This window comes from Curtobacterium sp. MCBA15_001, assembly GCF_001864835.1.
GTDB lineage: Bacteria > Actinomycetota > Actinomycetes > Actinomycetales > Microbacteriaceae > Curtobacterium.
In genome coordinates this window covers 90,308-92,853 of record NZ_MJGI01000023.1, presented here as the reverse complement: position 1 = coordinate 92,853, position 2,546 = coordinate 90,308, and the positions used below count along the sequence as shown (strand labels likewise).

2 protein-coding genes are annotated in these 2,546 nt (G+C 70.4%); one reads left to right on the top strand and one right to left on the bottom strand.

What is annotated here, in order from left to right; genetic code table 11:
* Nucleotides 1-73 precede the first annotated feature (73 nt).
* Complete coding sequence (locus BIU90_RS09810; RefSeq protein ID WP_071300047.1) at nucleotides 74-751, bottom strand: TetR/AcrR family transcriptional regulator; 678 nt, start codon at nucleotides 749-751, stop codon at nucleotides 74-76.
* A gap of 161 nt (nucleotides 752-912) precedes the next feature.
* Here BIU90_RS09810 and BIU90_RS09805 point away from each other — a divergent pair, with 161 nt between their 5' ends.
* The gene (locus BIU90_RS09805; RefSeq protein ID WP_071300046.1) at nucleotides 913-2,460 is read left to right on the top strand and encodes an MFS transporter; all 1,548 of its coding nucleotides are present in this window, start codon (nucleotides 913-915) and stop codon (nucleotides 2,458-2,460) included.
* Nucleotides 2,461-2,546: the final 86 nt, after the last annotated feature.

Sequence of the window (2,546 nt, the reverse complement as noted above, 5' to 3'; positions counted from 1 at the left end):
CGTTCCGGACGTTCCGGACGGGAGGCTCGGTGCCAGGCCGCCACGCGCCTCCGGCCCCGGTGGGTGGGACCGGTCAGGGTTGGTTGTGGAGCGCCAGTTCGATCGTCTCGCGGTCGAGCGGCTCGCCGACCATCGCCGGCGCTGCGTCGGCTTCGGCCGTGCCCGTCGGGGGCATCACGCCGTCGATGACGACCTGGGCGTAGCGCCGCCAGGCATCCGGGTCGTGGGCGCGGGTGGCGTCCGCGACGGCACCGATCATCGACGTGAGCATCGGCAGGTCGCGGTAGTCGAAGCCGACCCGCACGACGCCGGCCTCGCGGGCACGACCGATGATCCGGCTGACCTGGCGTTCGAGGCGGTCGCGCTCGACCACGATCGACGGGCGCGCCTTGCCCGCGCGGACGATCGCGTCGGCCAGGGCACGGTCGCGGGCACGGAACTCGAAGACGCCCATCAGGTAGAGCCGGAGGGACTCCCGCGGGTCGAGTTCTCCTGCGGCGCGCTCGGCCGCGGCGTTCATCGCCTCGAACTTGGTGGCCAGCAGGGCCTCGATCAGCGAGTCCTTGTCGGCGAACCGGCGGTACACCGTGCCGACGCCGACCCCGGCTTCGTGCGCGATGTCGTTGAGCGTGACGGACAGGCCGCGCTCCGCGAAGCACTTGCGCGCGGTCTGCAGGATCAGTTCGCGGTTGCGTGCCGCGTCCGCGCGCAGCGGCCGATCCAGGTCCGCGTGCTGGTCGATGGTGCTCACACCGATGAACGTAGTTGAACTTTCTGGGAACAAGCGGATGCACCTGCTCCGTTTGGGTCTACAGTGGTCCCAAGCGGATGCCGTGCATCCACTTCCCCATCTCCCCGGAATGCCCGACGAAGCGTGTTCCTCCCTCCACTCGACTTCACCAGGAGGCTGCCGTGACGGCAGAACAGACTTCACCCCGCACGGGCGCCGCGCACGCCGGTGCCGCTCCCACCCCGCCCACGTCCGGCCGCACCGAGCACCGCTGGATCGCCCTGGCCGTCATCGCGCTGGCCCAGCTGATGGTCGTGCTCGACGCCACCATCGTCAACATCGCGCTGCCCTCGGCGCAGACCGACCTCGGCTTCGGCACCGACCAGCGCCAGTGGATCGTCACCGCGTACTCGCTGGCGTTCGGGTCGCTCCTGCTGCTCGGCGGCCGGCTCGGCGACCTGTTCGGTCGCAAGAACACGTTCATCATCGGGCTCGTCGGCTTCGCCGTCGCGTCGGTGCTGGGCGGCCTCGCCGACAGCTTCGGCCTGCTCGTCGCCGCCCGGGCGCTGCAGGGCGTCTTCGGCGCACTGCTCGCACCGTCGGCGCTCGGCATGCTCACCACCACGTTCCGCGACCCCAAGGAACGCGGCCGTGCGTTCGGCATCTTCGGCTCGATCGCGGGGTCGGGCGCGGCGATCGGCCTGCTGCTCGGCGGCGTCCTGACCGAGTACGCCTCGTGGCGCTGGTGCCTCTACGTCAACGTCGTGTTCGCCGTGCTCGGCGTGATCGGCGCGCTGGTCTTCATGGCGAAGCCGCCGAAGGTCGACCGTCCCCGCATCGACGTCGCTGGCGTGCTGACGATCACGGCTGGCCTGGTCGGCGTCGTGTACGGCTTCTCCAACGCCGAGACGAACGGCTGGGACGACCCCTGGACGATCGGCATGCTCGCCGGCGGTGTCGTGCTGATCGCGGCGTTCGTCTTCATCGAGACCCGCGTCGCGCACCCGCTGCTCCCCCTGCGCGTCGTGCTCGACCGCGACCGCGGTGGGTCGTTCGTGGCGATCGGCCTCGTCGCGATCGGCATGTTCGGCATCTTCCTGTTCCTGACCTACTACCTCGAGCAGACCCTCGGCTTCTCGGCCCTGCAGACCGGCCTGGCGTTCCTGCCGATGCCGCTGTCGATCATGGTCTCCGCGACCCAGATCGGTGGACGACTGCTGCCGCGGGTCGGTCCGAAGGTGCTGATCTTCGCGGGTGGTCTGGTCGCCGCGACCGGCCTGCTGCTGCTCCTCCGCACGGACCTCGACAGCAGCTACGCGGGAACGGTCCTGCCTGCGCTCATCGTGATCGGCCTCGGGATGGGGACGATCTTCTCGTCGGCCATGAACACGGCGACGACCGGTGTGGCACGCGCTGACGCCGGCGTGGCCTCGGCCACCGTCAACACGATGCAGCAGATCGGCGGGTCGATCGGCACCGCCCTGCTCTCGACGATCTTCGCGGACGTCGTGAAGGACTCGCTGTCCGGGCTGACGGCCGCGCCGACGAAGCTGCAGCAGGCGCAGGCGACGCTCGACGGCTACCACGTGGCGTTCGCGATCTCGGCCGGTGTCCTGGTCGTGGTCGCCATCGCCAGCGGACTGCTCATCAACCGGCAGTCCGTCCGACTCGAGAAGCTCGAGCACCTGGCCGCCAACGCGACGGGGAGCATCCCGGCCGCCGCGCACTGAGCGCTCCCGAGGCATCCCCAGCAAGGCCGCTCCCGGCGTCGCCCCCCCCCCCCGGTATCGCCGACTCGGAACGACAAAGCCGCTGT